Origin of the sequence: Halorubrum sp. CBA1229, from assembly GCF_003721435.2 — an archaeon.
GTDB lineage: Archaea > Halobacteriota > Halobacteria > Halobacteriales > Haloferacaceae > Halorubrum.
On the sequence record NZ_CP054585.1, the window covers coordinates 2,608,768 to 2,633,395 of the forward strand.

Here is a 24,628-nt window from a genome sequence, read left to right on the forward strand (position 1 = left end):
GGTTAGGTGGAGGCGTCCGGTCCCGCGCCGCGGTCCGCGTCCGACAGCTCCGCCCCCGATCGCCAGAGCGCACGGTACAGCGTCCAGGCGTCGACTCCGGTCCGCGCCGTCACCGCGCGACAGGCGTCGTCGAAGCGCCGATAGTCGGCGGCCGACGGCGGCTCCGGGTACGGGTCGTCGAGCTCGCCGGCCTCCTTCAGCGCGCGCCAGGTCCGGGGATCGATCGCGACGAACCGCGACGGGGCGAGGAACTGGAGGTAGCCGGACGCGACCGCGACGTCGACTCCGTCGAGCGCGGTGAGCGCGTCGAGGGCGCCGGCGATGTCGTCGGCGTCCGGCGGGTCGTCGGCGTTCGGCGGGTCGTCGTTCGCGGTCGATCCCTTTCCCACCGCGTCGACGGCGGCCCGGATGGCGTCCATCACGTCGCCGAACTCGTTGTCCCGGAACGCCTCCTCCCGCTCGCGCCGCTCCCGGTCCGGGTACTCGCCGAAGTACCGCCGGAAGTACCACCTGACGATCCACTGTGCGTCCCGTCGCCCGTACTCGTCGCCGGCGAACGTCTTCGGGACCGTCTCCACGTGCTGCCGCTCCACGTCGTACAGCGGTTCCGACTCCGCGTACTCCCGGGCGCGGTCCCGGATCGTCGACTCGGTCAGGTTCATGGCTCGCCGATACGAGCGTGGGGGGCATGAACGTTCGTCACGACCCCGTCGATCGGTCGTTTTCATGATCCCGTCGATCGATCGTTTCATACACTCGTGGGCGCTGGTAGCACGCATGACAGACGACCGGATCCCGGTCACCGTTCTCAGCGGCTATCTCGGCGCCGGGAAGACGACGTTGGTGAACCACCTGCTCGCGAACCCCGGCGACAGGCGGATCGCCGTCATCTTAAACGACATGGGGGAGGTGAACGTCGACGCGGAGCTGGTCGCCCGCGAGAACGACGAGGAGGGGATCGTCGACCTCTCGAACGGCTGCATCTGCTGTCGGCTGCAGGACGACCTGCTCAGCGAGGCCGCGGCGCTCGCGGAGTCCCGCGAGTTCGACTACCTGCTCGTGGAGTCGTCGGGCATCTCCGAGCCGATCCCGGTCGCGCGGGCGTTCACCGAAGGGACCGCCGACTCCGATATCGACCCGACCGAGCGCTTCCGGCTCGACACGATGGTGACGGTCCTCGACACCTACGGGTTCTGGAAGGAGTTCGACGCGGGCGAGAGCCTCCCGGGCGACGGGGAGCCGGCGGCCGACCGCCCCCTTGCGGACGTGCTCGTCGAGGGGATCGAGTTCTGCGACGTGCTCGTGTTGAACAAGACGGACATGGTCCCCGACGACGTGGTCGACGAGATCGAGTCGGTCGCGGATCAGCTCGGCCCGCGGGCGAAGCGGATCCGGACCAGCTACTCCGAGGTCGATCCCGGCGACGTCCTCGACACCGGTCGGTTCGACTTCGAGACGGCCAAGCGGTCGCCGGGGTGGAAGCGCGCGATCGCCGAGAGCGAAGGCGAGGAAGAGTCGGCGGCCGATCAGCACGACCACGGCCACGACCACGCCGAGGGGGCCGCCGCGGCCCACGGGGTCGACTCGTTCGTCTACCGCTCCGCCGACGCCCTCGACCCGGAGCCGTTCGCCGACTGGCTCGACGACTGGGACGGCGCCATCGTGCGGGCGAAGGGGGTCGCGAACGTCGCGGGCACCGACGAGGTCATCGGCGTGAGCCAGGCCGGCCCCTCGGTCCAGGCGGGCCCCATCGGCGAGTGGGGGGAGGGCGACGACCGCCGCACGCGGCTCGTGTTCATCGGCAGCGAGATGGACGAGGCGAAGATCCGCGGAGAGCTCGACGATCTGGCGACGACCGACGCCGACAGGGAGGCGGCGGCCGACGTCTTCCCGCTCTGAGTCAGATCCCCAGTTCGGCCTGCAGGTCGTCCCAGTCCTCGTGGAACCCGTGAGTCGACTCGGTCTCGGCGCCGACCGCCGACTGATAAACGTCGTCGTACTTCAACAGCTCGCCCCACCCGTCGTGGAACGCCCAGTTACAGTACTTGCACATACGGGAGCCCACGCGAGGGAGCGACATACCGGTTTCGGCGGTACGGGTGGGGGCAAATTCCCGTGGTTCCGCCGTTGCGTCCGTCTCAGATCCGCGCCGGTAGCGTGATGCGAGCGGCGACAGAGTGAACCCCCTCCGTGACGTACGGTACCTATCGACGCGGCTCGCCCGCGACGAGACACCCATGGTCACATACAGGCGCGGCGGATACGTTCAAGGCGGCGACGAAGCGGTCGAACGCGGCTGCGACCACTGCGAGTGGCACTGCGTCGCCGACGGGTATCCGGAGCTGATCGGCCGGTATCAGTCGCATCTCCGGTCGGAACACCCGAAGGCGTGGCTCCGGGCCTAACGCTCGTCGCGGTCTGAAAAATAATCGGAACGGCGGCGAGGCGCGGCCTCGTCGGTTCAGGGCTCCAGCAGGACCTTCGTGACGCCCTCCTCGCGGGCGTCGAACGCCTCGTACATCTCCGGCGCCTCGTCGAGGTTGACGCGGTGCGAGACGACCCAGCTCGGGTCGGCGCGCCCCTCGATGATCATGTCGCGGAGGTACCGGTTGTACTCCTTCACGTTACACTGGCCCGTGCCGCACTTGAGGCCCTTCTCGAAGAATTTCCCGAAGTCGATGCCGAGCCGCCCCTGCGCGGCCATGTCGTCGGGCGCGCCCGGGTCCTCCGGCACGTACAGGCCGGGGATGCCGAGCTCGCCGGTCGGTCGGACCACGCGGATGAGGTTGTTGATGACGACCGCCGGGTTCTCCTTGGCCGGCTGGTAGGAGTAGTCCTCGGTCTCGGTGTCGACGTCGTCGGGGTCGGTCGCCTGGTAGCCGACCGCGTCGACGCCTTTGTCGACCATCCCGCCGTGCTCCTCGATGATCTGGTCGACCGGGTCGCCCTCGGAGAAGTCGATGGCGTTGGCGTCGCAGTGCTCCTCTGCCAGTTCCAGTCGACTGGGCACCTGGTCGACGACGTAGATCTCGGCCGCGCCCTTGATTTTCGCGCTGTAGGCGGCCATCAGTCCGACCGGGCCCGCCCCGAAGATGGCGACCGACTCGCCGGGCTGCAGGTTGGCCAGCTCGGTGCCGTGCCACCCGGTCGGGAAGATGTCCGCGAGCAGCGAGAACGCGTCCTCGTGTTCACGCCCCTCGGGCAGCTTCAGGGCGTTGTGGTCGGCGTACGGCACTCGCAGCTTCTCGGCCTGTCCGCCCGGATACGGGCCCATGGCGACATAGCCGTACGCGCCGCCCGCGAAGCCCGGATTGACGTTGGTACAGAAGCCGGTGTACCCCTCCTCGCAGTTCTGACAGAAGCCGCACGACACGTTGAACGGCATCACGACGCGGTCCCCCTCCTCCAGCGTCGAGACGGCCTCGCCGACCTCGCTCACGATCCCCATGTTCTCGTGACCGAAGACGATGCCCTCCTCGGCCGCGGTCCGCCCCTCGTACATGTGGAGGTCCGACCCACAGATACAGGATGTCGTGATGTCGACGACGACATCGTTCGGGTGTTCGATCTCCGGCTCTTCTACCTCTTCTACGGCCACATCGTACGGGCCTTGATAGACAACTGCTCTCATGGTTGCGTTTGAATCGTGTTAATAATCCATAGTAAATGTTTTTCCGTTATATTTTACCATTAATAAGCCAGTTCAGATCGCTGTTAACAGCCGCTGTGCGTCGGGCACCGACCCGTTCCCGTCACTCGCTCGTGATAACCACCGGTACACTCATGGACTCCGACGATAGATCGTGTGATATGAACACACACGTGGACGGTGAGACGGATGTCTAGTGAGCCGGACGACGCGGTGAAGACGATCTGTCCGTACTGCGGCGTTGGCTGCGGGATCAAGGTCCGACAAGGCGACGATCCCGGCGACGTGAACTTCATGCCGTGGGGCGAGGCGCCGGTCAACGAGGGGCGCGTCTGCATCAAGGGCGGCGCGGCGACGCAGGTCGTCGACCACGAGGACCGACTGACCGAGCCGCTCATCAAGGAGGACGGCGAGTTCCGCGAGGCCACGTGGGAGGAGGCGTACGACCGGATCGTCTCGGAGATGGAGCGCATCCGAGACGACTACGGCCCCGACGCGATGGGCTTCTTCGGCTCCTCGAAGACGATGAACGAGGAGAACTACCTCCTCCAGAAGCTCGCGCGCCGGTACGGCACCAACAACGTCGACAACTGCACGCGGATGTGCCACGCCTCGACGGTGTGGGCGCTCCGGACCAGCCTCGGCGCGGGCGCGATGACGAACAGCATGGAGGACTTAGAGGAGGCGGCCGACGTGTTCTGGATCCAGGGGGCGAACCCCGGCGAGCAACACCCGATCGCCAACAGCCAGTACTTCCGACAGGCCGTCTTGGAGGGCGCGACCGTCATCCAGGTCGACCCCCACGCCAACAAGACCACCCGCTCGTTCGACATCGACGAGACCGAGCGGCACATGCACCTCCAGCTCAACCCCGGCGCCGACATCCCGCTCCTCAACGTCGTCCTGAAGACGATCCTCGAGCGCCACGAGGAAGAGCCCGACGCGGGCTGGATCGACGAGGCGTTCATCGACGAGCGCACGGAGGGGTTCGAACACCTGAAGGAGACCCTCGCGGACTTCGACAAGGAGGCGGCCGCCGAGGAGGCCGGCGTCCCCCTCGAAGACATCGAGCTCGCCGCGGAGAAGTACGCGATGGCGAACAACGCCGCCATCTTCACCGGGATGGGGATGAGCCAGCACACCTGCGGCGTCGACAACGTGCAAAACGAGATCAACCTCGCGCTGATAACGGGGAACCTCGGCCGGCCCGGCACCGGCGTCAACCCCCTCCGCGGGCAGAACAACGTTCAGGGGACCAGCGACGTGGGCGCGATGCCGAACGTGCTCCCCGGCTACCAGCTCGTCGACAACCCGGAGGTCCGCGAGTCGGTCGAGGAGGTCTGGGGCTTCGAGGTGCCCGCGGAACCCGGGCTCACCAACGTCGAGATCTCCCACGAGGCGGGCCACTCGGTGAAGGGGCTGTACGTGATGGGCGAGAACCCCGTGATGAGCGAGCCCGACGGCAACGAGGTCGAAGAGCGGCTGAAGTCGCTGGAGTTCATGGTCGCGCAGGACATCTTCATGACGGAGACCGCCGAGTTCGCCGACGTCGTCCTCCCGGCGACGACGTGGGCCGAGCGCGGCGGCACCGTCACCAACACCGACCGCCGCGTCCAGCGGATGCGCGGGGTCGAGAAGGTCCACGAGAACACCAAGCACGACCTCGACATCCTGATGGAGGTCGGGAGCCGCCTCTTCAGCGAAGAGGAGTTCCGATTCGACGACGTGGAGGCCGTCTTCGAGGAGCTCCGAGCGGTGTGCCCGATCTACCACGGGATGACCTACGACGGGCTCGGCGAGGAGGGGCTCCACTGGCCCTGCTACGAGGAGGGCGACGAGGGCGACCAGTTCCTCTACGAGGACTCCTTCGACACGGAGAACGGTCTCGGGCAGATCGAGGGCGTCCGCCACCAACCGCCGAAGGAAGTCCCCGACGAGGAGTACCCGCTGATCCTCACCACGGCGCGCTTAGAGGAGCACTACAACACGGGGACGATGAGCCGCCGCTCGCCGACGCTGTCGCGGCAGCACCCGGAGAACTTCGTCGACGTCCACCCGAACGACGCGGAGCGGTACGGGATCGAGGACGGGGACATGGTGACGCTCCGGTCGCGGCGCGGCGAGATCGAGGTGAAAGCGCAGGTAACTGAGGATATCAAGGAGGGCGTCGTCTGGACGACGCCGCACTTCGCGGCCGCCTCCGCGAACCGACTCACGAACGACGTCCTCGACGACCGCGCGAAGATACCCGAGTACAAGGCCGCGGCGGCCGAGATCGAGGTCGGGCTCGAGTCCGCGGGAGACGAATCGGCGTCGGCCGACGACTGAGCGGCGTCGGTTCTCGCACGCTTTTTTTTTCACACGCTTTCTTCCAGTATCGTCTCGTCTTCGTGGCGGACGACGACGCGCTCCGGGACGGCCGCCTCGACGAACGCGACGGCGACCGAGTACGGGTGGTGCTCGGCGATGTCCGAACAGACGTCGCCGTCCCAGTCGGGATCGTCCTCGGAGACGATTCGGAGCCTGAGCGCCCCGTCGTCGAGCGCGGCCTCGAACAGCGTGACTCGATAACAGCGTCGAGACCCGTCGAGGAGGCGGCCGGCCACGACCAATCGCGGCGGATCTCGGTCGAGATGCCGGCGCACCTCGGCGATATCGTGTGGCTCGGTCTCGACACCATCGATCTCGCCGTCGTACTCGCGGCGGAACGTCACCTCGGCGCCGTCGATCTGTACGGGGTCGTCACTCCACGGCGGCGTGGGACATCCTGCGACCGAGGCGGTACCGACGGCGGTTGCGGACGCGAGGAGGGCTCTGCGGCGCATGCGTGGACGCGGCCCGGCCGTCGGGGAATACTTTGTGGGGGCTCGCGAGCGAGCGACCGCGGCGGTCGTCGGTCGTCCGACGGAGCGCAACGACTTTCCTGTGGCACGGTAAACGGTGGGTATGGACTGGCCACACGACCCCGACGGCGAGCAGGGCAGCGAGGGCAGGCGGCAGTACGGCCACGCCGTGCTCGCGAAGAAGATCGACGAGGAGGAGGACTTCCCGCTGTCGGCCGCGGAGTACGTCGAGCAGTACGGCGACCACCCGGTCCGGATCGACTTCGAGACGGTCGTCTCGGTCGCGGAGATCTTCGAGGGCGTCGAGAAAGAGGAGTTCGCGGACTTCGTCGAGTTCCACCAAGAGCTCGGCCGCGCGATGCGCGAGAACGGCTACTGGTTCTACGAGGGCGCCGACCAGTTCGTCGACGGCAGCGCCTGAATACGTAGATATCGGTCCCGGCGTCGTTAGTTTATATATGACCGCCGAAATCACGGGACGCGTCTCTGGCTCCCTAGTCGTCTCTTTATAAGTAGGTGAGTCCGAATCAGTTGTGAACACCTCCAAAGCCCCAGCCGCTCGGCGATACGTCGTTGCGGTCGAGGACGCCAAGAACTCCTCCAAAGCCCCAGCCGCTCGGCGATACGTCGTTGCGGTCGAGGACGCCAAGAACTCCTCCAAAGCCCCAGCCGCTCGGCGATACGTCGTTGCGGTCGAGGACGCCAAGAACTCCTCCAAAGCCCCAGCCGCTCGGCGATACGTCGTTGCGGTCGAGGACGCCAAGAACTCCTCCAAAGCCCCAGCCGCGAGGGCCGCGCACGCTCGCTGCGCTCCTCGGTCGCTCGCGTTGCTCGCTCCCTGTGGTGCTTGCGTCGCCTCCGCGGCCCTCGCGGCTGCCCCTTTGAGTCCCATCCCAACCCGTCCCGCGACCGCAGCCTCACACCTCCCCAGCCTCGTCGGACCGGCGCAAGTGCGCCGGTCCGACTCCCTCGCGCTCGGTTCGCGGCCTGTCGGCCGCTCACCGGGGCGCGCCACCGCAGCTGTTTTATAAATAGTCTCGACGCTGTCCGCAGTTCTTCGGACGACGACGAAGCCGTCGATCGACTCGCGGACTGACCCCGACTCTTTTAAGCCCGGCCGGGGCGACCGGCCGGACATGAGCGACGAACGGATCGTCATCCTCGCCCACGAGAAGTTCCCCGACCGCGCGAAGACCGCCCTCGGCGTGATGCGCTACGGCGACCAGGACGTGCGGGCCGTCCTCGACCGCGACCGCGCCGGCGACCGCGTCGGCGACCACGTCCCCGACGTCGCGGACGCGCCGATCGTCGAGTCGTTCGACGAGGCGTACGCGGCCGCCGACGGCGACGTCGACGCCTTATATATCGGAATTGCCCCGATCGGCGGCGGCTTCGACGAGTCGTGGCGGGGGGACGTGGAGGCCGCGATCGAGGCCGGCTGCGACGTGGTCAGCGGACTCCACTACTTTTTAAACGAGAACGAGGAACTGGCCGCGCTCGCGGACGAGCACGGCGTCGACCTCGTCGACGTCCGCGAGCCCGACGACGACCTGACGGTGGCGACGGGGGCATCCGGCGACGTCGACGCCGACGTGGTGTGCACGGTCGGCACCGACTGCTCGGTCGGGAAGATGACCGCCTCGCTGGAGATCGTCGCCGCCGCCCGCGAGCGCGGGATCGACGCCGCCTTCGTTCCGACCGGTCAGACCGGAATCATGATCGCCGGGTGGGGGAACCCGATCGACCGCGTCGTCTCCGACTTCACGGCGGGCGCGGTCGAGGACATGCTCGTCGAGGTCGGCGACGCCCACGACCTCCTCGTCGTCGAGGGCCAGGGGAGCATCATTCATCCCGCCTACTCGGCGGTCACCTGCGGTATCCTCCACGGCTCGATGGCGGACGGGCTCGTCCTCTGTCACGCCGCGGGCCGCGAGGCGGTCCACGGCTACGAGTCGTTCTCGCTCCCCTCGATCGAAGAGTACGTCGACCTCTACGAGGGGCTCGCGGCGCCCGTGCGCGAGGCGAGCGTCGTCGCCGGTGCGCTCAACACCAAAGACGTCGCCGACGACGGCGCTGCCGCGGACGCGGTCGCCGACTTCGGCGACGCGCTCGGGACGCCCGCCGCCGACCCGGTCCGCGACGGTGCCGAGGCGATCGTCGATGGCATCGTCGACGCGGGGCTCAGCGGGGAGACCGCGGCCGCCGACGGGGGGGCCACCGACGAGGGGGCCGTCGACGGGAGGGCCGGCGGCGAATGAGCCTCGAGACAGAGTTCGAGCGCGTCTCGCTCCCGCTCGAGAACCCGTTCACCATCTCGCGGGGCACCCAGACCGAGGCCGAGAACGTGATCGTCCGGATCGCCGACGAGGCCGGAATGACCGGCGTCGGCGGCGCCGCGCCGTCGGCTCACTACGGCGAGACGGCCGCCACGGTCGAGGCGGTGCTCCCGGAGCTCCTCTCGGTCGTCGAAGCGGTCGGCGACCCGCACGCGCTCCACGAGATCGAGTCCCGCATGGCGAGCGCGATCGGCGACAACCCGGCCGCTAGGGCCGCCGTCTCGACCGCCGTCCACGACCTCGCCGCGAAGCGGCTCGGCGTCCCGCTCCACCGGCTCTGGGGGCTCGACCCCTCGACCGCGCCGAAGACCTCCTACACGGTCGGGCTCGACGAGACGGAGCGCGTCCGCGAGAAGGCAGCAGCCGCGGTCGAGGCCGGCTACCCGATCCTCAAGATCAAGCTCGGCACCGACCGGGACCGCGAGCTGATCGACGCGGTCCGCGAGGCCGCGCCGGACGCCCGCCTCCGCGTCGACGCCAACGAGGCGTGGACCCCCCGCGAGGCGGTCGACAAGAGCGAGTGGCTCGCCGAACGCGGCGTGGAGTTCGTCGAGCAGCCGGTGCCCGCCGATGACCCGGAGGGGCTCCGGTTCGCCTACGAGCGGTCCGCGCTCCCCATCGCGGCGGACGAGTCGTGCGTCACGCTCTCGGACATTCCCGCGATCGCCGACCGCTGCGACATCGCGAACCTGAAGCTGATGAAGACCGGCGGTCTGCTGGAGGCGCGACGGATGATCGCCGCCGCGCGCGCCCACGGGCTGGAGGTCATGTGCGGCTGCATGATCGAGTCGAACGCGTCGATCGCGGCTGCGGCGGGGCTCGCACCCCTGCTGGACTACGCCGACCTCGACGGCTCGCTGCTGCTCGCCGAGGACCCGTACGACGGGATCGACATGAAAGGCGGAGCGATCCGGCTCGAAAACCAGGAGCGGGCGGGGACCGGGGCCCGGCCGAGCTCGGAGCAGTAACGCGTCGGTTTCTGCGGCCCGGAGGCGTCAGTTTCTGCGACCCGTTCGCCTCAGTTTTTCGGCTCGTCTGCGTCGACTTCCGACTCCTCCAGCTCGACGTCGAGCTCCTCGTCGATGTCGGCGTCGCCGTCGTCGCCGGACTGCGTCCGGCTGCCAGAGGCGCGTTGCGCCTCGCTGTCGAGGTCCGCTTCGAGGTCGTCCGCGTTCATCTCGTTCTCGATGTCCGCCAGCTCCGCGTCGATGTCCTCGTCGGCGTCGACCTCGTCGCCGCCGTTCGCGGGCTCGCCCTTTCCGAGCTCGCCTTTGAGCGTCTCCAGCTCGGCGTCGACCTCGCTGTCCGTCGAGAGGCTCTCCAGCTCGCGGTCGATGCTGTCCTTGTCGGAGAGCGCGTCCTCGAACGCGCCGGACTCCTCCAGCTCGTCCATCGCCTCGGCGCGCGCCTCCATCTCCTCGGTGCGCTCCTCGGCGCGCTCGATCGAGCGGCTCACGTCCTCCATCTCGTCGCCGACGCCGGTCATCGCCTCGGAGACGCGCGAGGAGGCCTCCGCGGCCTCGTAGCGGGCCTTCATCGTCTCTTTCTTCGTGCGGAACTCCTCGATGCGATTCTGGAGCTTGTTCTTCTTCTCGACGAGCTGCTCTTGGGTGTCGTTCAGCTTCGCGATCTGGCCTTCCAGCTCCTCGATCTGCGTCATCTTCGACTTCTTTTTCTCGAGGGCCTTGCGCGCGAGGTCGTCGCGGTCCTGCTGGACCGCCTCGCGCGCCTGTCGGTTGTGCTTCTCGACGTTCTCCTCGAGCTTGCGCTTCTGGATCTCCAGGCGCTTCTTCTGGGTCGTCAGGTCGGCGATCCCCTGCTTGACGTCCTGGAGCTCGTCGCGCATCTGTTCGTACGAGTAGTCGAGCGACTCGGTCGGGTCCTCCGCTCGGTTCAGGAGGGCGTTCACCTTCGAGCGGATGACGTAGGAGGCGCGCGAGAGGATTCCCATGTCCCGGCTTACGCGTTCCACCCGTTAAAACCTCATGTAGTTCCCGGGCCCGCGCGTGGCCGGAACGGGGGCCGAAACGCCCGGAACGGGGCCGGAAGTCGGTCGCGGGGCCACCCGGGCCATCGGTCCTGAAGATTTATTCGGGGTGTTGTACTATCCCCGCGTATGGACATCGGCGTACTGACCGTTCCGTTGGGGGGAGAATCGATCGACGACGCGGCAGCGTACCTCGACTCCGTCGGGGTCGACGCGGTCGAGCTGGGCGTCGGCGGGTGGCCGGGCGAGGACCACGTCGACCGCGAGGCGCACCTCGCAGACGAAAGCGCGCGCGAGGAGCTGCTCGACCTGCTCGACGGTCACGACCTCCGGATCTCGGCGTTGGCGACCCACAACAACCCGCTGCATCCCGACGAGGAGCGCGCCGCGGCGGCCGACCGCGAGCTCCGCGAGGCGATCGAGCTCGCCGATCTGCTCGGCGTCGACACGGTGACCTGCTTCTCCGGGCTCCCCGCGGGCGCGCCCGGCGACTCGACGCCGAACTGGATCACGGCGCCGTGGCCGACGGAGCACGCCGACGCCCACGAGTACCAGTGGGACGAGGTCGCGATCCCGTACTGGCGTGACCTCGCGAAACACGCTGACCACCACGGCGTCGACGTGGCTATCGAGATGCATCCGAACATGCTCGTCTACGAACCGACCGGGATGCTGGCGCTGCGGGAGGCCACGAACGAGCGGATCGGCGCCAACTTCGACCCGTCGCACCTCTACTGGCAGGGGATCGACGTGACGGAGGCGATCCGCTTTCTGGGCGACCACGACGCGATCCACCACGTCCACGCGAAGGACACGAAGGTGTACGACGCCAACGCCAGGGTGAAGGGCGTGCTCGACACGACGAGCTACACCGAGGAGCCCGACCGCTCGTGGCTGTTCCGGTCGATCGGCTACGGCCACGACGAGGCCCACTGGAAGGACGTCGTCTCGACGCTCCGGATGGTCGGCTACGAGGGCGCGCTCTCGATCGAACACGAGGACTCGCTCACCTCCTCGCGCGAGGGGTTGGAGAAGGCGGTCGACGTGCTCGACCGCGCGGTCTTCGAGACGCGAGCGGGCGACGCCTACTGGGCGGAGTAGACGGAGGGCGATATCATGACACAGCCACTCAAGATCGGCGTGCTGGGGTATCGGTTCATGGGGAAGGCGCACGCGAACGCGCTGGCGCGGCTGCCGATGTTCTTCCCCGACGCGCCCGACGTCGAGCGCCACACGCTCGTCGGCCGCGACGAGGAGGCGCTCGCGGAGGCCGCCGACCGGTTCGGCTTCTCGCACACGGCGACCGACTGGGCCGCCGCGATCGACGAGGTGGACGTATTCTACAACCTCGGCCCGAACCACGTCCACGCGGAGCCGTCGATCGCGGCCCTCGAGGCGGGCGTGCCCGTCCTCTGCGAGAAGCCGCTCGCGCCGACCCTCGACGAAGCGGCGGCCATGCGCGACGCCGCCGCCGAGGCGGACGTCCAAGCCGGAACCGCGTTCAACTACCGGTTCGTCCCGGCGATCCGCTACGCGAAGGGGCTGATCGAGGACGGCGAGCTCGGCGAGATCCGTCAGGTCCGCGGGCGCTATCTCCAGGACTGGCTCGTCGATCCCGAGGCGCCGTGGGCGTGGCGCATGGACGCCGACATGGCGGGCTCCGGCGCGCTCGGCGATCTCGGCGCGCACACGATCGACCTCGCGGACTTCCTCGTCGGCGACGAGGTCGGCGAGATCGACCGCCTCTCCGGTCACCTCCGGACGTTCGTCGACGAGCGCCCCGTGTACGCCGACGGCGACTCGGGGGAGGACGGTGACGGCGGCGACGACGCTGACGACCCCGCCGTCGAGGAGTACCGTGACGTGACGGTCGACGACGCCTACTCCGCGCAGGTCGCCTACGAGTCGGGCGCGACGGGAACCTTCGAGGCGACTCGGTTCGCGACCGGCCACAAGAACGATCACACGATCGAGGTCCACGGCTCGAAGGGGAGCCTGAAGTTCTCCTTAGAGCGGCTCAACGAACTGGAGGTGCTCCGGGAGGGCGACCGCGGCTACCAGACGGTCCTCGTCACCGACGAGACCGACCCGTACGTCGACCACTGGTGGCCCCCCGGTCACGTCATCGGCTGGGAGCACACCTTCGTCCACGAGAACTACGAGTTCCTCTCCGCGGTCGCCGAGGGCGGCGAGTTCTCGCCGTCGTTCGCCGAGGGGTACGCGGTCCAGGAGGTCCTCGACGCGATCGAGCGCTCCGACGAGCGCGGCGAGTGGATCACGCTCTGACCGCGACGGAGCGCTACCCCGTATCTGCTGATAAAAATAGTCAACTGCCAGAATAGTTTCATCATAATCTATACGCTGTCTAAAGTTTCCAAACGACGATCCCACCAATTACCATCGGGAGAAGGTGAGCGATGTTAATTATTGTTCTTGGCTGTTGGCCAACGGCAATCGCCTCATTCGGTATGAGCGACTGATACGCCGGCCACACCGGGATTGAAATGAATGGGGCAAAAAAATGCCATACAGAGACAATCACGACGAGCATCGCCAAATACCGAATAGCATTCTTACTCTTTATCCGGAGCCAATATAACCAACTACGCCCCTTATTGGTCGACAAAGTGTCGTTTTGACTCATAGCTATATGAGTAACCGACGAACACTAAAATTGAATGGTGATATAAAACCTACAATTTTGTGAGTAATTCCGGGTTTGGTTCCCTCTCCTCTTCGATTCATTCTCACGTTTGACTACCTTCATACGTCCGCTTGATGTTGGTATTTTGATAGTACCGGGTATACTCTTCTACATGACCTTTGATGATAGGTGAAACTTCCTCTCCGCGGTCGCCGAGGGCGGCGAGTTCTCGCCGTCGTTCGCCGAGGGGTACGCGGTCCAAGAGGTCCTCGACGCGATCGAGCGCTCCGACGAGCGCGGCGAGTGGGTCACAGTCGAGTGAGCGCTCGCGAGCGGGCGTTCACTCCGACCGCTCGCCCGGCCCGGCGTCAGACGCCGACGCCGACGCCGCCGCCCGGCGTGCTGCCGCCGTTGTCCTCGCTCCATTCCTGGATCGCGGAGTCCTCGCCGTTATAGGTGCCGAGGGTCTCGCGGGTGTCGAACGCGACCGGCTCCCAGACCACGTCGAACTGCTCGTTCCCGGTCGCGTTCGGCACGACCACGCGATCGCCGGGTTCGACCACCCCGTCACCGGGCCACGCGCCGAACTCGACCTCGCCGTCGGGGTCCTCGCCGCGGACGTACAGCTCCTCGGCCGGGACGGGCTCGGGGCCGGCGGCGACGACGACGAGGTCACCGTCCTCGTGTTCGACCTGGAACTCCGCGTCCGGCGGCGCGACCCCGTCGATCAGGCCGAACATCGCGGCTCCCACGACCGCCAGCAGCAGGACGACGACGCCCACGAGCAGCCCCGTGCCGGCTATCGGGGTGAACCCCCGTTCGTCGTTCCTGAACCCTCGCATTCGACTACCGCTCCGCGCGGCCCGGTATAAGAGTTTACGCGCCGCTTATCAGACGAGAGAACGGGTGACCCACGAGAGTGCGGGGAAGTCCGCCGTCGCCCGTGTCGGGTCGCCGCGCGGTCCGCCGCGCCGAACCGGAACCCCGTTATTCCACCCGTCCGAAAGGCGCACGTGACATCGTGGATCGAGGACCCGGCGGGCGGGCGAGCGCGGGGGCCGCGCGGGCTCGCTCGCGCCTGGGTCGAGGCGCTCGTCCGGCCGCGTCGCCTCTTCGCCAACGGCGTGGCGCCCGGCGATCAGGCGCCCGCGCTGACGTTCGCCGTCGCCGTCGCCGCCGCGTTCGCGCTCGGCTGGATGGCCGCCGACCCGTCCGCCGTTCCGGGGATCGTCGCGTCCGTGCCCGTCTCCGCGCTGATCGCCTTCCTCGTCGTGGTCGCGCTCGCGGCCCCGGTCGGACTGCACCTGACCGCGGCCGTCGCGACCGTGAGCGTGATCCTCGCCAGCGTCGAGTTAGACGACGGGCTCTCGCTGCGGGACCGCGGCGGGGTCAGTGAGACCGTGCAGGTCGTCGCGTACGCGAGCTCGCCGATGGCGCTCGCCGGGCCGCCGGTCCCGGCGCTGCGGATCGCCTGCGGCGCGTACGCCGCGGCGCTGCTCCTGATCGGGTTCCGGGTCGTTCACGGGACCTCGTGGCCGCGCACGCTCGTCGCCGGGGTCCCGCCGGCCCTGCTCGGCTACGGCGTCGGCTACCGCGTGATCGCGTCGGTTCGGACGGTCCTCGCGTAGCGGCGGGAGTGCGGTCACCTCGAACGGCGGGGCGCCCGGAGCGGTCTCGCTCGTTCGTGCCCGGAACTCGCCGCCGCGGTCGTTTCCGTCGAGTAGCTCCCGCGAGGCTTTCGACAACCGTTTTAGGCCCGAGGCTCTCGGTGTACTCAAATGGGATCCTGTATCATCTGTGGCGTCGACGTCGACGGCGGCGGTCGCATCTGCGACCCGCACCAGGAGGACGTCGTGTTCGACTTCCGCGGAAACTCCCCCGACCAGCTCGTACCGGACCGGTTCTACCGCGGCGTCGTCGACGGCTACGCCGAGTTCGGCGTGTTCGTCGACCTCGCGCCGGGCGTGACCGGACTCCTCCACCGCTCCGAGCTCGACCGGCGTCTCGACAGCCTCGACTGGGAGCCCGGTGACGAGGTGTTCGTCCAAGTGAAGGGCGTCCGCGACAACGGGAACATCGACCTCGCGTGGTCGATCCGACAGGCCGACCGCGAGTTCCGCGGCGTGCTCGTCCAGGACGGCGACACCGAGTACCTCCCGGAGGAGGACGGCGATGAGGACGCGGCCGAAGCGGACGAGGCCGCCGCGGCCGACGACGCTGCCGAGGTTGAGGGCGCTGCCGAGGTTGAGGGCGCTGCCGAGATTGAGGACGCTGCCGAGATTGAGGACGCTGCCGAGATTGAGGACGCTGCCGAGATTGAGGACGCCGCCGAGATTGAGGACGCCACCGAGACCGACGACGAAGCGACTGAATCCGAGACCGACGACGAGTCCGTCGACGCCGTGAGCGAGGACGCCGACAAAACGGCGGAGACGAGCGAGACGGTCGACGCGACCGAGGCAGCAGGCACCGACACCGCCGACAAAAGCGAGGCCGAGGCCGAGACCGAGAGCGGGGCGGAGGCCGAAAGGGAGAGCGAGGCCGAAAACGAGACCGACACCGAGAGCGAGGACGACCTCGACGACGACCGCGAGCGCGTCGAGATCGGGACCCTCTCCGAGGCCGTCGGCGACGCGGTGCGGATCGACGGCGAAGTTGTCGGCGTCCGGCAGACCGGCGGCCCCACCGTCTTCGAGGTCCGGGACGAGACCGGCGTCGTCGACGTGGCGGCGTTCGTCGAGCCCGGCGTCCGGGCGTACCCGGATGTCGAGGTCGGCGACGCGGTGCGGATCGACGGCGAGGTCGAGAGCCACCGGGGCGACGTGCAGGTCGAGTCCGAGGCGCTCGTCCTCCTCGAGGGCGAGGGGGCCGAGACGGTCCGCCGCCGGCTCGCGGAGGCGCTCACCGACGAGGCGCGTCCCGACGGGCTCCAGCCGCTCGCGGGCGACGAGACGGTCGCGCAGCTCGCCGACGGACTGCTCGACGCCGCGGAGGCGCTCCGCCGCGCGGTCCTCGAGTCACGCCCGATAGTCGTGCGCCACCCCGCCACCGCCGACGGCTACGTCGCCGGCGCGGCGGTCGAGCGCGCCGTGCTCCCGCTGATCCGCGACGAGCACGCCAAGAGCGACGCCGAGTACCACTACTTCACCCGACGACCGCTCGACGACCCGGTGTACGGGATGGACGCGGCGACGAACGACGCGACCCGCATGCTGCAGGACCGCGACCGCCATGACGAGAAGCTCCCGCTCTTCTTACTCGTCGGCACCGGCTCGACCGTCGAGTCCGCGGACGGCATCGACCTGCTCTCCGTCTACGGCGTCGACGCCGTCGTCGTCGACGCCGAGGTCGCCGACCCCGAGACCCGCGAGGCCGTCGACACGCTCGTCTCGCCGGAGATCGAGTCGGTCGAGGGCGACCTCTCGACGGGCGCGCTGGTCGCCTCGCTGGCCTCCGCGGTCAACGACGAGGTCCGCGACGACCTGCGGCACCTCCCGGCCGTGAGCTACTGGGCGGACACCCCGGACCGCTACGTCGACCTCGCTCGCGACGCGGGCTACGACGTCGAGCGCGTCGCGGAGCTCCGCGAGGCCGTCGCGCTGGAGGCGTACTACCAGTCGTACCAGGACAAGCGCGAGCTGGTCGCCGACCTCCTCTTCGAGGACGGCGGCAACCTCGCGGCGCACGTCTCCGAGCAGTTCCGTGAGAAGCTGGAGACGGAGGTCGAGACCGCGACCGCGAACGTCGTCACCGAGGCGGTCGACGGCGTCGAGTTCGACGTGCTCGACACCGACGGCTACACGCACCGATACGACTTCCCGCCGACGCCGCTCCTCCTCGACGACCTCCACCGCCGCCGCGTGAACGGCGAGGCGCACGCGACCGTCGGCATCGGCACCGACGAGCTGTACCTCCGGACGAGCGAGGACGTCTCCGTCCGCGACGTGGCCGAGCGCGCGGCAGAGCTCGCGCCCGCCGCCGACGTCACCACGGCCGGGCTCCGCGAGGGGAAAATCGAGTTCCTCTCGGGCGAGCGCGACGCCGTCGAGGACGCCGTCGTCGCCGCCGTCGCCGAAGCGTTCTGATCGGAGGCGAATCGGTTCGAGGCCCGCCGCCGCGGTTTCTTTTAAAAGAACAGCGCCATCTCGACGTCGGTCCCGAGGACGGTCACCGCCGCGTGAACGGCCCGGGCGGGAGGATGAGGTCGTCGAGCTCGGCGAGGTGTTTCACGTTGAACACGACCTTCAGCTCGTCGCTCAGCGGGTAGCCGTTACACGAGAGCCGGAACCCGCGCGCCGCCAGCTCATCGGGCATGATGTGGTTGGCGGGCTGCGAGAGGTCGCCCTCGACGAGGTACACCGCGCAGTTCGCGCAGGCCCCGCCGCGACAGGAGAACGGCCACCCGAACCCGCGGTTCTCGGCCGCCTCCAGCAGGCTCTCGTCCGGCTGGACGAGCAGGCGGCCGTGCTCGGCCTCGCCGAGGTCCGCGTGCGAGGCCTTTTTAAATAGATCGTCGTCGTCGAGCGACCAGCCGTAGTCGGCGAGGGCGTCGTAATCGAGGAACTCGACGCGCACGGGATCGACCTCGGCGGCCTCGTCCCCGTCGTCGGCCAGGTCGACCTCGGTGACGTCGGCGGCGGCGGCCCCGTTTCCGTTTCGGCTTTGCTCGTCGATCTCGCGGTAGGCGCGCCTGACCAGTTGGAACTCCTCGACGGTCCCGCCCTGGTCGGGGTGAGCCTCCTTCACCCGTTCGCGGTAGGCGCGCTCTATCGCGGCCTCGTCCGCGTCCTCGTCGACTCGTAACACCTCGAACGGCGAGACCATTCGGTACCGAATCGTAGTCGACTGACGCACATAAACGCCCCACAAGCCGGCAGCGCGCGGTGGCGGATCGATGCGGCGCGCGAGTCGATGGTTTAAGAGCCGCCGCGCCGAGGGATCGAGTGATGGGAAACGCCGATCTACGCGACCTCGCGGCGATCCGGGACGTCGCCTTCGAGGACATCGGGGGAGGCGTCGTCGCCGTCGACGCGCACAACTGGCTGTACCGGTATCTCACGACGACTGTCAAGTGGACGGCAGACGAGAAGTACACCACCGCCGACGGCGTCGAGGTCGCGAACCTGATCGGCGTCGTGCAGGGGCTCCCGAAGTTCTTCGAACACGACCTGATCCCGGTGATGGTGTTCGACGGGGCCGTCACCGACCTGAAGGCCGACGAGGTCGCGGACCGGCGCGAGAAGCGCGAGCGGGCCGAGGAGCGTCGGGCGGCGGCCCAGGAGCGCGGCGACGCGGTCGAGGCTGCCCGGCTCGAGGCCCGCACCCAGCGGCTCACGGAGACGATCCAGGAGACGACTCGCGAGCTGCTCTCCCTGCTCGACGTGCCGATCGTCGAGGCCCCCGCGGAGGGGGAGGCGCAGTGCGCGCATATGGCGGCGACGGGGACGGTCGACCACGCCGGCAGCGAGGATTACGACACGCTGCTGTTCGGCGCCCCCACGACGCTCCGGCAGCTCACGAGCAAGGGCGACCCGGAGCTGATGGAGCTCGCGGCGACCCTCGACGAGCTCGGGCTGGACCGGCAGGGGCTCGTCGACGTCGCCATGCTGTGCGGCACCGACTTCAACGAGGGCGTCCACGGCGTCGGGCCGAAGACCGCGGTGACGGCCGTGAAGGAACACGGCGACCTGTGGGGGGCCCTCGACGCGCGCGGCGCCGAGATCCCGAACGCCGCGGAGATCCGCGAGCTGTTCATGAACCCGCCGGCGACCGACGTCGACGTCGACGCGGACGTGAACCCCGACGTCGACGCCGCTCGCGCGTACGTCGTCGACGAGTGGGGCGTCGCGGCCGAGGAGGTCGAGCGGGGCTTCGAGCGCATCACGGAGTCGCAGGTCCAGACCGGGCTCGACCGGTGGTCGTGAACGGGGTTGCGGCGAGCACGGTCCCCCGCCTCCCGTCGGGGTCGCAGTCAAGACGGACGGCGAGAGAACGACGCAGTGGCCGCGAACATACCTTTTATTTCCCCGTCGTGGGAAGGATGACCTACACGTGTCGTGGACCACCTCTCGACCGACGATTCCGCCGGTCGGCGCCTCGCGGGGGGCGGCCCGTCGGACCCGCGCGGCGCGGCGGAGCGCGTCGATCCGCTCGCGCCCGCAGAATCGGGTGTCCCACGACGACCACTTTCACCAATGAGCTTCGAAGTTCCCGACGAGTTACGATACCTGGAATCGCACGAGTGGACCACGAGCGACGCCGACACCGTCCGCGTCGGCGTCTCCGACTTCGCGCAGGACGAGCTCGGCGACGTGGTCTTCGTCGAGCTCCCCGAGGTCGGCGACGAGGTGACCGCCGGCGAGCCGTTCGGCGTCGTCGAGTCGATCAAGGCCGTCTCGGACCTGTACGCGCCCGTCTCGGGCGAGGTTGTCGCCATTAACGAGGAGCTGTTCGACCGGCCGGAGCTCGTCAACGAGGACCCGTACGGCGACGGCTGGATGCTCGAGGTCGACGCGACCGAGGGCGGCGAGGCGGAGGGGCTCCTCGACGCCGACGAGTACGACGCGCAGATCGCGTAACGACCGCGGACCGCGGACCGAACCGAGTCCCGGAGCGGGACTCGGCAGCCGACACACCACCATGACCACGCCACCCTTCGACGGACGACCCGGAACCGGACGACAGAGCGACGGCGGACGCGCGGGGGCGAGCCGACGCGCGGGGACGAACCGATGAGCGGGACGGACGGCACCCCGTACGCGCCGCACACGGACGACGAGACCGCGGCGATGCTTTCGGCGATCGGCGTCGACGACGAGGAGGCGCTGTTCGACATCCCCAACGACGTCGCCTTCGACGGCGAGTTCGGGATCGAACCCCGCACGGAGCGGGAGATCCGCGCGGAGTGTTCGCGGATCTTCGCCCGGAACGACGACCTGACCGAGTTCCTCGGGCGGGGGCACTACGGCCACTACGTGCCGAGCGTGGTCGACCACCTCTCGGACCGCGCGGAGTTCCTCACGAGCTACACCCAGTACCAGCCGGAGATATCGCAGGGGTTCCTCCAGGCGCTGTTCGAGTACCAGTCGATGCTCGTCGAGCTCACGGGGCTCCCGGTCGCGAACTGCTCGATGTACGACGCCGCGACCGCGCTCGGCGAGGCGGCGACGCTGGCGGACCGCGTCCGGTCGACCTCGGGGGACACCGTCCTCGTCCCCGATCAGCTCCGCGAGGGCAAGCGGGCCGTGCTGGAGAACTACTGCGCCGGCGCCGACCTGACCGTCGAGGCTTATCCGATGGTCGACGGCAACGCCGACGTCGACGCCCTCGCCGAGCGCGTCGGCGACGATGTTGTCATGGTGTACGCCGAGAACCCGACGGTCCGCGGCTGTATCGAGGAGCGGCTGGGAGCGGTCGGCGACATCGCGGCCGACGCCGACGCGCTGTTCGTCCTCGGCTCGGACGTCGTCTCGCTCGCGGTCCTCGAGGAGCCGGCGAGCGTCGGCGCCGACGTCGTCGTCGGCGAGGCCGGCGCGCTCGGGCTCCCGACCGCCTACGGGATGGGGCTCGGGATCTTCGCCTGCAGCGACGAGTTCCTCCGGCAGGTGCCGGGGCGGCTCGTCGGCGCGAGCGAGGACGCCGACGGCGACCGCGCGTTCACGCTCACGCTCCAGACGCGCGAACAGCACATCCGGAAGGAGCGGGCGACCTCCAACATCTGCACGAACCAGGCGTGGGTGGCGCTCCGCGCGGCGATCCACGCGGCGACGCTCGGCCCGGACGGCCTCGTCGACCTCGCGAACGACTGCGTCCGCGAGGCCGCGGGGCTCGCCGCCCGGATCGACGAGGTCGACGGCGCCGTCGCCCCGGTCCACGACCGCCACCACGTCCGGGAGTTCGCCGTGCGCGTCGACCAGCCGGCCGCGGCGATCGCCGAGGATTTGGAGGCCGAGGGGTTCGCCGTTCACGTCGTCGGCGAGCACCTCCTGCAGGTGTGCGTGACGGACCTGAACGCGAGCCGGGGGGACGACCTCGTCGCGGCGTTCGAGGAGGTGATCTGAGTGATCCACGACCAGGCCACCTACGAGCGCGAGGGCGAGGACGTCCGGGAACCGCTCCTCTCCGAGAAGGGCGAGGCGACGGTCGACGTGACCGACGAGTCGCCGCTCCCGGACGACCTGACGCGAGACGAGCTCACGCTCCCCGCGCCCTCCGAGCCGGAGATCGCCCGCCACTACACCCGGCTCTCGCAGATGAACTGGGCGATCGATTCCGGGCCGTACCCGCTCGGGAGCTGCACGATGAAGTACAACCCCAAGTTCACCGAGGACGTCGCCGCCGACCCGAACGCGGCGGTCCACCCGGCCCGCTCCGAGCGGTCCGTGCAGGGGAACTTAGAGCTCCAGTACCGGCTGCAGGAGTTCCTCGCCGAGATCGGCGGCATGGACGCCGTGACGCTCCAGCCGCCCGCGGGCGCGGCCGGCGAGCTCACCGGGATCCTCGTCGCGAAGGCGTACCACGAGCACCACGGCAACGACCGGTCGGAGGTCGTGATCCCGGCCTCCGCGCACGGGACGAACTTCGCGACCGCCGCGACCGCCGGCTACGACGTGGTCGAGCTCCCCTCCGGGGACGACGGGCGCGTCGACGTCGAGGCGCTGGAGGCGGCCGTCGGCGACGACACGGCAGCCCTCATGCTGACCAACCCGAACACGGTCGGGCTCTTCGAGCGCGACATCACGGAGATCGCCGAGATCGTCCACGATGCGGGTGGGCTGCTCTACTACGACGGCGCGAACCTCAACGCCCTGCTCGGTCGCGGCCGCCCCGGCGACATGGGGTTCGACGTGATGCATTACAACGTCCACAAGACGTTCGCGACCCCCCACGGCGGCGGCGGTCCCGGCGCCGGCCCGGTCGGCGTCGTCGACGAGCTGGCCGACTTCCTCCCCGCTCCGCAGGTCCGCGAAACCGAGAGCGTCAGCGGGTACGAGCGCTTCGAGCCGGACCACACCATCGGGAAGGTCCACGGGTTCGCCGGCAACTGGCTCGTCCTTATTAAGACGTACGCGTACGTCGCTCGCCTCGGCGACGAGGGGCTCGCGGACGCGGCCGCGAAGGCCGTCCTGAACGCGAACTACCTCGCCGAGCGGATCGACCTCGACGTGCCGCACGGCCCCTTCCACCACGAGTTCGCGGCGACCGCGGGCGAGCGCGACGCCGCCGACGTCGCCAAGCGGATGCTCGACTTCGGCGTCCACCCGCCGACGACGAAGTGGCCCGAGATGGTGCCCGAGGCGATGCTGACGGAGCCGACCGAGATCGAGGGGCAGTCCTCGCTCGACGACCTCGCCGAGGCGTTCAACCTCGCGTACGCCGACACCGACGAGGCGCTCGACGCCGCCCCGAACCGGACCGCCGCGGGCCGCATCGATCAGGTCTCCGCCGCGCGGAACCCGCGGCTCTCGTGGCAGGCGCTCGACGAGGAGTAGGACGGGAGCCGAAAGGAACGTCTCGCGTCGACTGTTATTCCGTCGCCGTCACGCCGGTCGCGTCGGAACCGCGGCGCGCGTCGCCGTCGCCGCCGTCGTCGACCTCCTCGACCGACGAGCCGGCGACCGCGGGCGCCGCTTCGGTCCCGGAGTCGGCCGCGTCGAACGACGTCCCGTTCTCGACGAAGCGGCGCAACACCTGCCCCTCGGCGCGGTGGAGCGTCTCGCTGCAGGTCGATTTGGCTATCTCGCGGTCGTCGGCGAGCTCCGTGAGCGTGCACTCACGGGGCGTGTCGTAGTACCCGGCTTCGACCGCGGCGCGGACGAGCTCGTGCTGGGACTCGGTGAGGATCGGGTCCGGATCGTCGCCGCCGGCCGACTCGACCGTGGCGCCCGCGGCCGCGAGCCGCCGCCCGAGCGCGGAGAGCCGCTCGCGGTCGTCGACCACGACGAGCGTCGCCAGTCCGTCCGAGACCTCGACGGGGAACTCGAACGGAACGCCCGCTCGCCGTGCGGCCGCGACGTAGGACGGCGCCGGGGCGGTGACGCGGACGACCGTCTCGGTTCGCCCGCGCTCGACGGTCTCGATCCGGTCCACGTCGTCGTGGTCGCGGAGGGCGTCGACGGCGGCCGCGCGGTCGACTCCCGCCGCCGTCAACGCGGTGACGTCGCTCTCGTCGGCGGCGACGGTGCCGGTGACCGTGAGCGTCGCGTCCGGAGCCGACCGCGAGACCTCGCCGAGCCAGGAGTCGTCGGGGAGGCCGAGGCGCAACCGCGTTCGACTCATCGGTTCCACCCCGTGGCCGTCGTCCTGGCGTCCTCTCGGGACATTCGTACGGATGCTACGGGGCCTCGACCCCTCCGGCTATCCCTTCATACGTTTCGGTGTTAAATAGCGCTCGGCGACTCGCGGTTCCGTGGCTCTCTCGCGGCTCCTCCCTCCCGCGGCTCCATTCTCCCGCGGCTCCATTCTCCCGCGGCTCCTCTCCCCCGGGCGCCTCGTCAGGACCGACGGACCACCGAAGTCGGACGCTCGCGTGCGCGCCCACCGGAGACGACATCGCCCGACCGCTCGGGCGGCGCCTACATCTCCCAGTAGTCGACGTCGCCGTCGATCTCGTAGTATCCCTCCAGCGAACGCTCCTCGCGGCCGCCCGGTGGCGACCCGGCGTAGACGCCGAACGTCCCCGCGTCGGGATACACCGTGACGTCGGGCTCCCTCATCGTCGACAGCGCGAGGTACCGCACCGGCTCGTCGCCTTCGTTGACGACGCGGTGCGCGCCGGACTCGTCGGCCGCGAACGCGACGTAGTCGCCGGCCTCGATCGCGTGCGTCTCCCCGTCGTGTCGCAGGGTCGCCTCGCCGGCGAGGACGTAGAGCGCCTCCTCGTTGGCGGTGTGGTAGTGGTACGGCCACGACTTCGCGCCGGCGGGGAGCTCGTAGAGGCTACACCCGATCCCCTCGCCGCCGGCCGCCTCGCCGAGTTGCTTCCGGCGGAACCGGATCTCGCCGCGCTCCGTCTCTTTCCAGTCGAGGTCTCCTTCGTTGACACGGGGCATGGGTCGTGGTCGCGGAGCGTCGCAAAAACGGTTCCGGGGGTCGGTCGGCGAGCGTCGCCCGGGTCGCGCGTCGGCCACCGAACCGGAACCACTACGGCGGGCGGTCGCCACCCCTCGC

The 24,628-nt window shown here is 69.1% G+C and carries 24 protein-coding genes and 1 pseudogene; 15 read left to right on the forward strand and 10 right to left on the reverse strand.

Going from position 1 to position 24,628, the window contains the following annotated elements:
• Window positions 1-2: 2 nt before the first annotated feature.
• Complete coding sequence (locus tag Hrr1229_RS13130) at window positions 3-662, reverse strand: hypothetical protein (protein ID WP_123112481.1); 660 nt, start codon at window positions 660-662, stop codon at window positions 3-5.
• A gap of 115 nt (window positions 663-777) precedes the next feature.
• Here Hrr1229_RS13130 and Hrr1229_RS13135 point away from each other — a divergent pair, with 115 nt between their 5' ends.
• The gene (locus Hrr1229_RS13135) at window positions 778-1,899 is read left to right on the forward strand and encodes a GTP-binding protein (protein WP_123112480.1); all 1,122 of its coding nucleotides are present in this window, start codon (window positions 778-780) and stop codon (window positions 1,897-1,899) included.
• Between the two features lies 1 nt (window position 1,900).
• Here Hrr1229_RS13135 and Hrr1229_RS13140 read toward each other — a convergent pair whose 3' ends face one another.
• Entirely contained in the window at window positions 1,901-2,053 is a 153-nt protein-coding gene (locus tag Hrr1229_RS13140; protein WP_004046465.1) for a hypothetical protein, read from the reverse strand.
• A 184-nt stretch (window positions 2,054-2,237) separates the two neighbouring features.
• Between Hrr1229_RS13140 and Hrr1229_RS13145 the strand changes: the two genes are divergently transcribed.
• Window positions 2,238-2,405 (forward strand): hypothetical protein, encoded by a 168-nt coding sequence (locus tag Hrr1229_RS13145; protein WP_176329414.1) that lies wholly within the window; start codon window positions 2,238-2,240, stop codon window positions 2,403-2,405.
• Window positions 2,406-2,461: 56 nt separating this feature from the next.
• Here the strand turns inward: Hrr1229_RS13145 and Hrr1229_RS13150 are convergent, their stop codons facing one another.
• Window positions 2,462-3,631: a glutathione-independent formaldehyde dehydrogenase gene (locus tag Hrr1229_RS13150; RefSeq protein WP_123112479.1), complete on the reverse strand. Its 1,170-nt coding sequence runs from the start codon at window positions 3,629-3,631 to the stop codon at window positions 2,462-2,464.
• Window positions 3,632-3,838: 207 nt separating this feature from the next.
• Between Hrr1229_RS13150 and fdhF the strand changes: the two genes are divergently transcribed.
• Window positions 3,839-5,977, forward strand: coding sequence for a formate dehydrogenase subunit alpha (gene fdhF, locus Hrr1229_RS13155; RefSeq protein ID WP_123112478.1), 2,139 nt, complete (start codon window positions 3,839-3,841; stop codon window positions 5,975-5,977).
• 29 nt (window positions 5,978-6,006) lie between these two features.
• Here the strand turns inward: fdhF and Hrr1229_RS13160 are convergent, their stop codons facing one another.
• Window positions 6,007-6,474: a hypothetical protein gene (locus tag Hrr1229_RS13160; RefSeq protein WP_123112477.1), complete on the reverse strand. Its 468-nt coding sequence runs from the start codon at window positions 6,472-6,474 to the stop codon at window positions 6,007-6,009.
• Window positions 6,475-6,595: 121 nt separating this feature from the next.
• On the opposite strand from Hrr1229_RS13160, the gene Hrr1229_RS13165 reads away from it, so the two are divergent.
• Window positions 6,596-6,913, forward strand: a complete 318-nt coding sequence (locus tag Hrr1229_RS13165) for a DUF5785 family protein (RefSeq protein ID WP_123112476.1) — start codon at window positions 6,596-6,598, stop codon at window positions 6,911-6,913.
• A 106-nt stretch (window positions 6,914-7,019) separates the two neighbouring features.
• Here Hrr1229_RS13165 and Hrr1229_RS13170 read toward each other — a convergent pair whose 3' ends face one another.
• A complete protein-coding gene (locus tag Hrr1229_RS13170) occupies window positions 7,020-7,292 on the reverse strand; it encodes a hypothetical protein (RefSeq protein ID WP_148041738.1) in 273 nt (90 codons plus the stop codon).
• 336 nt (window positions 7,293-7,628) lie between these two features.
• On the opposite strand from Hrr1229_RS13170, the gene Hrr1229_RS13175 reads away from it, so the two are divergent.
• Window positions 7,629-8,750: a DUF1611 domain-containing protein gene (locus tag Hrr1229_RS13175; RefSeq protein WP_176329415.1), complete on the forward strand. Its 1,122-nt coding sequence runs from the start codon at window positions 7,629-7,631 to the stop codon at window positions 8,748-8,750.
• Window positions 8,747-9,796 carry a dipeptide epimerase gene (locus tag Hrr1229_RS13180; RefSeq protein ID WP_123112475.1) on the forward strand — a complete coding sequence of 350 codons (1,050 nt, stop codon included), beginning with the start codon at window positions 8,747-8,749 and terminating at the stop codon, window positions 9,794-9,796. Before Hrr1229_RS13175 ends, Hrr1229_RS13180 begins: the two co-directional genes overlap by 4 nt.
• Window positions 9,797-9,846: 50 nt before the next feature.
• On the opposite strand, the gene Hrr1229_RS13185 is transcribed toward Hrr1229_RS13180, so the two are convergent.
• Window positions 9,847-10,779, reverse strand: coding sequence for a PspA/IM30 family protein (locus Hrr1229_RS13185; protein ID WP_123112474.1), 933 nt, complete (start codon window positions 10,777-10,779; stop codon window positions 9,847-9,849).
• 165 nt (window positions 10,780-10,944) lie between these two features.
• On the opposite strand from Hrr1229_RS13185, the gene Hrr1229_RS13190 reads away from it, so the two are divergent.
• The 3 genes and pseudogenes from Hrr1229_RS13190 to Hrr1229_RS18235 all read left to right on the forward strand — a co-directional run.
• The gene (locus tag Hrr1229_RS13190) at window positions 10,945-11,916 is read left to right on the forward strand and encodes a sugar phosphate isomerase/epimerase (protein WP_123112473.1); all 972 of its coding nucleotides are present in this window, start codon (window positions 10,945-10,947) and stop codon (window positions 11,914-11,916) included.
• 15 nt (window positions 11,917-11,931) lie between these two features.
• A complete protein-coding gene (locus Hrr1229_RS13195; protein ID WP_123112472.1) occupies window positions 11,932-13,101 on the forward strand; it encodes a Gfo/Idh/MocA family oxidoreductase in 1,170 nt (389 codons plus the stop codon).
• 554 nt (window positions 13,102-13,655) lie between these two features.
• Window positions 13,656-13,781 (forward strand): annotated as a pseudogene (locus Hrr1229_RS18235) (gfo/Idh/MocA family oxidoreductase); the annotation flags it as partial.
• A gap of 46 nt (window positions 13,782-13,827) precedes the next feature.
• Here Hrr1229_RS18235 and Hrr1229_RS13200 read toward each other — a convergent pair.
• Window positions 13,828-14,301, reverse strand: a complete 474-nt coding sequence (locus Hrr1229_RS13200) for a type IV pilin (protein ID WP_123112471.1) — start codon at window positions 14,299-14,301, stop codon at window positions 13,828-13,830.
• Window positions 14,302-14,472: 171 nt separating this feature from the next.
• On the opposite strand from Hrr1229_RS13200, the gene Hrr1229_RS13205 reads away from it, so the two are divergent.
• Window positions 14,473-15,087, forward strand: a complete 615-nt coding sequence (locus Hrr1229_RS13205) for a YIP1 family protein (RefSeq protein ID WP_123112470.1) — start codon at window positions 14,473-14,475, stop codon at window positions 15,085-15,087.
• A gap of 150 nt (window positions 15,088-15,237) precedes the next feature.
• On the forward strand, window positions 15,238-17,544 hold the full coding sequence (locus tag Hrr1229_RS13210; protein WP_123112469.1) for an OB-fold nucleic acid binding domain-containing protein: 2,307 nt from the start codon (window positions 15,238-15,240) through the stop codon (window positions 17,542-17,544).
• Window positions 17,545-17,626: 82 nt separating this feature from the next.
• Here the strand turns inward: Hrr1229_RS13210 and fer are convergent, their stop codons facing one another.
• The gene (gene fer / locus Hrr1229_RS13215) at window positions 17,627-18,283 is read right to left on the reverse strand and encodes a ferredoxin Fer (protein ID WP_123112468.1); all 657 of its coding nucleotides are present in this window, start codon (window positions 18,281-18,283) and stop codon (window positions 17,627-17,629) included.
• A gap of 122 nt (window positions 18,284-18,405) precedes the next feature.
• Between fer and fen the strand changes: the two genes are divergently transcribed.
• From fen to gcvPB, 4 genes are all read left to right on the forward strand, one after another.
• On the forward strand, window positions 18,406-19,383 hold the full coding sequence (gene fen / locus Hrr1229_RS13220; protein ID WP_123112467.1) for a flap endonuclease-1: 978 nt from the start codon (window positions 18,406-18,408) through the stop codon (window positions 19,381-19,383).
• A 270-nt stretch (window positions 19,384-19,653) separates the two neighbouring features.
• Window positions 19,654-20,037 carry a glycine cleavage system protein GcvH gene (gene gcvH, locus Hrr1229_RS13225; protein WP_123112466.1) on the forward strand — a complete coding sequence of 128 codons (384 nt, stop codon included), beginning with the start codon at window positions 19,654-19,656 and terminating at the stop codon, window positions 20,035-20,037.
• Between the two features lie 153 nt (window positions 20,038-20,190).
• Window positions 20,191-21,519: an aminomethyl-transferring glycine dehydrogenase subunit GcvPA gene (gene gcvPA / locus Hrr1229_RS13230; protein WP_123112465.1), complete on the forward strand. Its 1,329-nt coding sequence runs from the start codon at window positions 20,191-20,193 to the stop codon at window positions 21,517-21,519.
• On the forward strand, window positions 21,520-22,950 hold the full coding sequence (gcvPB, locus tag Hrr1229_RS13235; RefSeq protein ID WP_123112464.1) for an aminomethyl-transferring glycine dehydrogenase subunit GcvPB: 1,431 nt from the start codon (window positions 21,520-21,522) through the stop codon (window positions 22,948-22,950).
• Between the two features lie 34 nt (window positions 22,951-22,984).
• Here the strand turns inward: gcvPB and Hrr1229_RS13240 are convergent, their stop codons facing one another.
• Together Hrr1229_RS13240 and Hrr1229_RS13245 are read right to left on the reverse strand one after the other, a co-directional pair.
• Window positions 22,985-23,737, reverse strand: a complete 753-nt coding sequence (locus tag Hrr1229_RS13240; RefSeq protein WP_123114826.1) for a helix-turn-helix domain-containing protein — start codon at window positions 23,735-23,737, stop codon at window positions 22,985-22,987.
• A gap of 296 nt (window positions 23,738-24,033) precedes the next feature.
• A complete protein-coding gene (locus Hrr1229_RS13245; RefSeq protein WP_123112463.1) occupies window positions 24,034-24,510 on the reverse strand; it encodes a cupin domain-containing protein in 477 nt (158 codons plus the stop codon).
• Window positions 24,511-24,628 lie beyond the last annotated feature (118 nt).

Coding starts and splice junctions, on each gene's coding strand:
- Hrr1229_RS13185 (WP_123112474.1), bottom strand. CDS start 10,779: ATGGGAATCCTCTCGCGCGCCTCCTACGTCATCCGCTCGAAGGTGAAC.
- fen (WP_123112467.1), top strand. CDS start 18,406: ATGGGAAACGCCGATCTACGCGACCTCGCGGCGATCCGGGACGTCGCC.
- Hrr1229_RS13190 (WP_123112473.1), top strand. CDS start 10,945: ATGGACATCGGCGTACTGACCGTTCCGTTGGGGGGAGAATCGATCGAC.
- gcvPA (WP_123112465.1), top strand. CDS start 20,191: ATGAGCGGGACGGACGGCACCCCGTACGCGCCGCACACGGACGACGAG.
- Hrr1229_RS13135 (WP_123112480.1), top strand. CDS start 778: ATGACAGACGACCGGATCCCGGTCACCGTTCTCAGCGGCTATCTCGGC.
- Hrr1229_RS13175 (WP_176329415.1), top strand. CDS start 7,629: ATGAGCGACGAACGGATCGTCATCCTCGCCCACGAGAAGTTCCCCGAC.
- Hrr1229_RS13195 (WP_123112472.1), top strand. CDS start 11,932: ATGACACAGCCACTCAAGATCGGCGTGCTGGGGTATCGGTTCATGGGG.
- Hrr1229_RS13165 (WP_123112476.1), top strand. CDS start 6,596: ATGGACTGGCCACACGACCCCGACGGCGAGCAGGGCAGCGAGGGCAGG.
- fer (WP_123112468.1), bottom strand. CDS start 18,283: ATGGTCTCGCCGTTCGAGGTGTTACGAGTCGACGAGGACGCGGACGAG.
- Hrr1229_RS13210 (WP_123112469.1), top strand. CDS start 15,238: ATGGGATCCTGTATCATCTGTGGCGTCGACGTCGACGGCGGCGGTCGC.
- Hrr1229_RS13150 (WP_123112479.1), bottom strand. CDS start 3,631: ATGAGAGCAGTTGTCTATCAAGGCCCGTACGATGTGGCCGTAGAAGAG.
- Hrr1229_RS13240 (WP_123114826.1), bottom strand. CDS start 23,737: ATGAGTCGAACGCGGTTGCGCCTCGGCCTCCCCGACGACTCCTGGCTC.
- Hrr1229_RS13245 (WP_123112463.1), bottom strand. CDS start 24,510: ATGCCCCGTGTCAACGAAGGAGACCTCGACTGGAAAGAGACGGAGCGC.
- gcvH (WP_123112466.1), top strand. CDS start 19,654: ATGAGCTTCGAAGTTCCCGACGAGTTACGATACCTGGAATCGCACGAG.
- Hrr1229_RS13180 (WP_123112475.1), top strand. CDS start 8,747: ATGAGCCTCGAGACAGAGTTCGAGCGCGTCTCGCTCCCGCTCGAGAAC.
- Hrr1229_RS13145 (WP_176329414.1), top strand. CDS start 2,238: ATGGTCACATACAGGCGCGGCGGATACGTTCAAGGCGGCGACGAAGCG.
- fdhF (WP_123112478.1), top strand. CDS start 3,839: ATGTCTAGTGAGCCGGACGACGCGGTGAAGACGATCTGTCCGTACTGC.
- Hrr1229_RS13130 (WP_123112481.1), bottom strand. CDS start 662: ATGAACCTGACCGAGTCGACGATCCGGGACCGCGCCCGGGAGTACGCG.
- Hrr1229_RS13200 (WP_123112471.1), bottom strand. CDS start 14,301: ATGCGAGGGTTCAGGAACGACGAACGGGGGTTCACCCCGATAGCCGGC.
- Hrr1229_RS13160 (WP_123112477.1), bottom strand. CDS start 6,474: ATGCGCCGCAGAGCCCTCCTCGCGTCCGCAACCGCCGTCGGTACCGCC.
- Hrr1229_RS13140 (WP_004046465.1), bottom strand. CDS start 2,053: ATGTGCAAGTACTGTAACTGGGCGTTCCACGACGGGTGGGGCGAGCTG.